This window comes from Saccharopolyspora sp. NPDC002686, from assembly GCF_040295745.1.
In the GTDB taxonomy this organism is placed as follows: Bacteria; Actinomycetota; Actinomycetes; order Mycobacteriales; family Pseudonocardiaceae; genus Saccharopolyspora; species Saccharopolyspora oryzae.
On sequence record NZ_JBEOVY010000454.1, the window covers coordinates 1 to 5,276 of the forward strand.

The following is a 5,276-nucleotide window of genomic DNA, read 5'->3' on the forward strand; positions in this document are numbered from 1 at the left end:
GCCGCAAATTCCATTGAAATCGAACGTCCGATTTCAATGGAATTTGCGGACCCGGATGGCCGTGGAGGGCCTGCGGAGGTGGTGGTCACCAGGCTTTGAGAGGATTGTGCCGTGGTATCGACCAAGCGCTTGTCCAGTAGGAACCGCCCGACGCGGGAATCCGGTTCCGAGCGGCGTGCCGAGCTGCTGGCCATCGCCGCCGAGCTGTTCGCCACCCGCGGGTTCCTCGCCACCACGGTGCGCGACATCGCCGACGCCGCAGGCATCCTCTCCGGCAGCCTGTACCACCACTTCGACTCCAAGGAGTCGATGGTCGACGAGATCCTGCGCGCCTTCCTGGACGACCAGCACCGCACCAACGAGAAGGTGCTGCGGGAGGCCACCGATCCGCGCACCGCGATCACCGAGCTGGTCCGGCAGTCCTTCGCCGCGATGCAGAAGCACCGGGCGGCCATCGCGATCTTCCAGAACGAGTCGAAGTACCTCGAGCAGCTGGACCGCTTCGACTACCTGACCAAGGCCGCCAACGACTTCGAGCGCACCTGGACCCGCGTGCTGCTGGAGGGCCAGCGCGCCGGGGTCTTCCGCTCCGACCTCGACGTCAAGCTGGCCTACCGCTTCATCCGCGACATGGTGTGGACGACGGTGCACTGGTACAACCCGCGCGGAAAGCTCACCGCGTCGGCCATCGCGGACCAGTACGTCAAGATCCTGTGCGAGGGGATCGCAGAACCGGAGTGACCGCCGACAAGGCGTTCGCCGCTTCGGTGACGACGCGGTCGATCAGCTCCTCGCAGCTGGGCAGCTCGTCGATCATCCCGACCACCTGGCCCGCGGGCAGCACGCCGGCCTCCGGGCGGCCGTCGACCAGCGCTGATTTGATCAGCATCGGCGTGTTGGCGGCCAGCAGGACCCGGTTCAGCGGCAGCTTCTGGGCGCGCCGCATGGCCAGGCCGTCGGTGATGAGCTGCCGCCAGCTCATGCCGATCATCGACTTGAACGCCACCGCCTGCCGCAGCGCGTCGGGCAGCCGGCGCAGCAGGTTCTTGGACTCGGCAGCTTCGGTCAGCCCGGTCTTCAGCATCCGGTGCGGCAGTCCGTCGACCTGCGCGGTGACCACCGTGTCGGACACCGAGGCGTCCAAATAGGACTGCTGGACCTCGCGCGGCACGCGGCTGTCCGAGGTGAGCAGGAAGCGGGTGCCCATCGCGATGCCCGCCGCGCCGTAGCACAGGGCGGCGGCCAGACCGCGTCCGTCGAAGAACCCGCCGGCGGCGATCACCGGGATGTCCACCGCGTCCACCACCTGCGGCAGCAGCAGCGTGGTGGCCACCGATCCGGTGTGCCCGCCGCCCTCACCGCCCTGCACCAGGACCGCGTCCGCGCCCCAGGCCGCGACCTTCTCGGCGTGCCGCCGGGCGCCGATCGAGGGGATCACCACGATCCCGGCGTCCTTGAGCTTGCCGATCAGCCGCTGGCTCGGCGCCAGCGCGAAGGACGCGACGCGGACCTGCTCGCGGATGAGCAGGTCCACCCGTTCCTCGGCGTCGGAGGCGTCGGCGCGCAAGTTGACGCCGAAGGGGCTGTCGGTGCGTTCCTTGACCTCGCGCACCGCGTCGGCCAGCTGCGGCAGCGTCATCGTCGCCGAGGCCAGGATGCCCAGCCCGCCCGCCCGCGCGGTGGCCGACACGAGGCTGGGTCCGGCGACCCAGCCCATGCCGGTCTGCACCACGGGATGGCGGACGCCGGTGAGGTCGCACAGCGGGGTGCGCAGCACCTGCTCGATCACGCCGGGACCTCCTGGTCGCGCAGGTTCCGCGGATCGATGATCTCGCGGATCAGCGCCAGCTCCTCGTCGGTCGGCGACCTGGTCTCGGCCACGTCGTCCACCACGAGGTCGAACCCGGTCTGCTCCTGCACCTCGGCGACCTCGACGCCCGGGTGCACCGAGCGCAGGCGCATGCTGCCGCCCGGTCCGGCGAAGTCCAGCACCGCCAGGTCGGTCACCACCACCTGCACGTCGTGGAACTGCGCGCCGACCTCCCGCGCCCGGTCGTGGCCGACGCCGGCCACCAGGTCGACCGACTCCACGAACACGCGCGGGTTGTGCTTGGCGACCCAGTAGTTCGTGGTGTGGTTGACCGAGTTCCCCGGCGCGCCGCGCACGCCGATCAGCTGGACCTTCGGGCGGTCCCAGGGGCCGATGCGGGAGATGTTCTGGTTGCCGTAGCGGTCCACCTGGGAGGCGCCCATCATGACCCGCCGCTTCCCGCCGGCGAGCATGTCGAGCACTCGGCCGTAGGGCATCCAGCCCTCCACCGGGCTGGTGGATTCCTCGCCCAGCGCGGTGGTTTCCGACAGCAGCATCGCTTCGCCGTCGGTGAGCAGCAGGTCCGGTGCGGTGGTCAGGCGGGCCAGCCGGGCGCCGATCGACGGGATCGTCCCGAACGGCGAGGCCAGCGCGGCCCCGGCGTCCCGCCAGGTGTCGGCGCAGGCCGCGGCGCACACTTCAGCTCTGGTGATCATGCCGGTTTCCCCTCGACTGGGTCAGGACTGGGCGTGGAAGGCGGCGACGGCCTTCTGGTAGCTCTGCTCGTCTCCGTCGAGGAACTGGGCGCGAAACGCCTCCCAGGCCTCGGGTTTCGCGCTGGCCGCGTAATGCCGCTGGAACGCCTCGTCACGGCCGTAGTCCGGTGCACAGCTGGTGAAGTGCGCGCCGTTGGGGGTCTCCACCACGCCGTCGGTGAGGGTCCGGTTGAGCAGCAAGGTCTGCGGCGGACCGTTCTCCAGCAGGCGCTCGGTCGGCACGATCTCCTCGCAGCTGACGTAGCTGCGCTGCGCCGCCGCGCACATCAGGTCGTCGAAGTACGGGTCCGGACCGAGGTACTGGGCGTTGCCGAAGCGGTCCGCGCGGTTGAGGTGCACCAGCGCGACGTCCAGCTTCAGCGCGGGCATCGCGACCAGTTCCTCGCCGTCGGCGTACGGCGAGGTCACCGTGCGCAGCTCCGGGTTCAGCGCCATCACGTCCGAACCCAGGCCCGCGCGCGTCGGCAGGAACGGCATTCGGGCGGCCGCTGCGCGCAGCCCGGCGAGCACCATGCCCTCGTCGTACTCGGCCACCTCCAGCACGCCGGACTGCCGGGCGGCGCGGAAGTGCGGGTCGAGCGGGATGGAGTCCAGCGAGACGAAACCGTGCACCAGCTTGCGGACCTTGCCCGCGGCGCAGAGCAGCCCGACGTCCGGGCCGCCGTAGGAGACCAGCGTCAGGTCCCGCACGGGGGACCGCAGGATCGCGCGGACCAGTGCCATCGGTTTGCGGCGCGAGCCCCAGCCGCCGATGCCGACGGTCATGCCGTCGGTCAGTTCGGCGGCCACCTCGTCGGCGGTGAGCACCTTGTCCTGCACTACGACTCCTTCGTCTGTCCGTTGTGGACGAAATCGGCGCGGGCCCGGTCGCTGACCCCGGTCAGGTTGAGCTCGAAGGTGAAGCCCTGCTCGAGCCGGTAGCTGCGGTTGACGTCGACCGGATCGATGCCGTTGAGCGATTCCTTGGCCTTGCGGATCACCAGCGGTTCCTTGGCCGCGATCTCCTCGGCCAGCGCCTCCGCCGCGGCGGACAGCTCGTCGCGCGGTACGACCTGCCACACCGAGCCGAAGTGCAGCAGCTGCTGCGCGGTCACGGAGCGGCCGGTGTAGAACATCGCGCGCATCGTGTGCTGCGGCACCAGCCGGGACAGGTGGGTCGCGGCGCCGAGCGCACCGCGGTCCACCTCGGGCAGGCCGAAGGTGGCGTCCTCGGAGGCGATGATGATGTCGGAATTGCCGACCAGCCCGATCCCGCCGCCCAGGCAGAACCCGTGCACCGCGCTGATCACCGGCACCGGGCATTCGTAGACGGCCTTGAACGCCGCGTAGCAGCCGTGGTTGGCCTCCACGAGCTTGGTGTGACCGGGATCGGCGGCGATCTCCTTGATGTCCACGCCTGCGTTGAAGCCGCGTCCGGCGGCTCGCAGCACCACGGCGCGGGTCTGCGGATCGGCACCCGCGGTGGTGAGGGCCTCGGCGAGTTCGTGCCAGCCCTGCACCGGTAGTGCGTTCACCGGGGGGTGGTCGACCGTCAGGACCACGATCCCGCTGGATCGGCGTTCGATGTGCGTGCCCATGACACCTGCCAAACCTAGCACTTGTTTGGTTGGGTTGTTACCGTAGCAACATCCGAGGACAACCCGCCAGCACCGGAGTGCGCCGGGTTCAGCGCCTCGGCCCGGAGCGTCTGATGTGGACAGGAGGCAGCAGGTGATCTGCGCAGGCAGGGTCGTCATCATCACCGGTGCGGGACGCGGACTCGGGCGGGCGCACGCGCTGGAATTCGCCCGGCAAGGCGCGCACGTCGTGGTCAACGACATCGGGGTCGGGCTCGACGGCAGCGGCGGCGACGAGCAGCCGGCCCAGCAGGTCGTGGCGGAGATCCGTGCGATGGGCGGGCAGGCCGAGGTGCACGGCGCCGACGTGTCCGACTGGGAGCAGGCCCAGGAGCTGGTGGCCTTCGCGGTCGAGCGCTTCGGCCGGCTGGACGTGCTGGTGAACAACGCCGGCGTGGTCCGCGACCGGATGTTCGTCAACCTCTCCGAAGCCGAGTGGGACCAGGTGATCCGCGTCCACCTCAAGGGTCACGCGGCCACCATGCGCCACGCCGCCCAGCACTGGCGCGACCGGTCGAAGGCGGGGGAGCAGGTGCAGGCCCGGGTCATCAACACCACCTCGGGCGCGGGACTGCTCGGCAGCGTCGGGCAGACCAACTACGCGGCGGCCAAGGCCGGGATCGCCGCGCTGACCATCAACACCGCGGCCGAACTCGCCCGTTACGGGGTGACCGTCAACGCCATCGCCCCGTCGGCGCGGACCCGGATGACCGAGGACGTGTTCGCCGACATGATGGCCCGGCCGGAGGACGGATTCGACGGCATGGCACCGGAGAACGTCTCCCCGCTGGTCGCCTGGCTGGGCAGCGCGGAGTCCGGCGACGTGACGGGCCGGGTGTTCGAGGTCCAAGGCGGCGAGCTGACCGTGGCGACCGGCTGGGACCGCGGCCCGTCCCGCGATGCGGGACGTCGCTGGCAGGCGGGGGAAATCGGTGCGGCGGTCCGCGAACTGCTCGCCGAAGCGCCCGAACCGGCTCCGCCACCCCGTTGCAGAACCACGCGCTGGACGCAGTCCCCCGCGACCCGTTCGTCGACGAAGACCACGCGGTGCAGTTACCCGGGTCGTCCGGCGAG

Annotated in this window: 5 protein-coding genes and 1 pseudogene; 2 read left to right on the plus strand and 4 right to left on the minus strand. The window is 70.4% G+C overall.

Annotated elements, in window-relative coordinates; all coding sequences use genetic code 11:
* Positions 1–111: 111 nt before the first annotated feature.
* Entirely contained in the window at positions 112–741 is a 630-nt protein-coding gene (locus ABTZ89_RS35300; protein ID WP_351053148.1) for a TetR/AcrR family transcriptional regulator, read from the plus strand.
* On the opposite strand, the gene ABTZ89_RS35305 is transcribed toward ABTZ89_RS35300, so the two are convergent.
* From ABTZ89_RS35305 to ABTZ89_RS35320, 4 genes are read right to left on the minus strand one after another with little or no spacing between them, the layout of a single operon-like run.
* A complete protein-coding gene (locus ABTZ89_RS35305) occupies positions 704–1,774 on the minus strand; it encodes an NAD(P)H-dependent flavin oxidoreductase (RefSeq protein WP_351053160.1) in 1,071 nt (356 codons plus the stop codon). The genes ABTZ89_RS35300 and ABTZ89_RS35305 overlap by 38 nt on opposite strands.
* Positions 1,775–1,785: 11 nt before the next feature.
* Positions 1,786–2,526 (minus strand): CoA-transferase subunit beta, encoded by a 741-nt coding sequence (locus tag ABTZ89_RS35310; protein WP_351053151.1) that lies wholly within the window; start codon positions 2,524–2,526, stop codon positions 1,786–1,788.
* A gap of 21 nt (positions 2,527–2,547) precedes the next feature.
* On the minus strand, positions 2,548–3,405 hold the full coding sequence (locus tag ABTZ89_RS35315; protein WP_351053154.1) for a CoA transferase subunit A: 858 nt from the start codon (positions 3,403–3,405) through the stop codon (positions 2,548–2,550).
* On the minus strand, positions 3,405–4,163 hold the full coding sequence (locus ABTZ89_RS35320; protein ID WP_351053157.1) for an enoyl-CoA hydratase family protein: 759 nt from the start codon (positions 4,161–4,163) through the stop codon (positions 3,405–3,407). The genes ABTZ89_RS35315 and ABTZ89_RS35320 overlap by 1 nt, the downstream gene beginning before the upstream one ends.
* A 136-nt stretch (positions 4,164–4,299) precedes the next feature.
* Here ABTZ89_RS35320 and ABTZ89_RS35325 point away from each other — a divergent pair.
* Positions 4,300–5,181: pseudogene (locus ABTZ89_RS35325) on the plus strand (SDR family oxidoreductase); the annotation flags it as partial.
* Between the last annotated feature and the right edge of the window lie 95 nt (positions 5,182–5,276).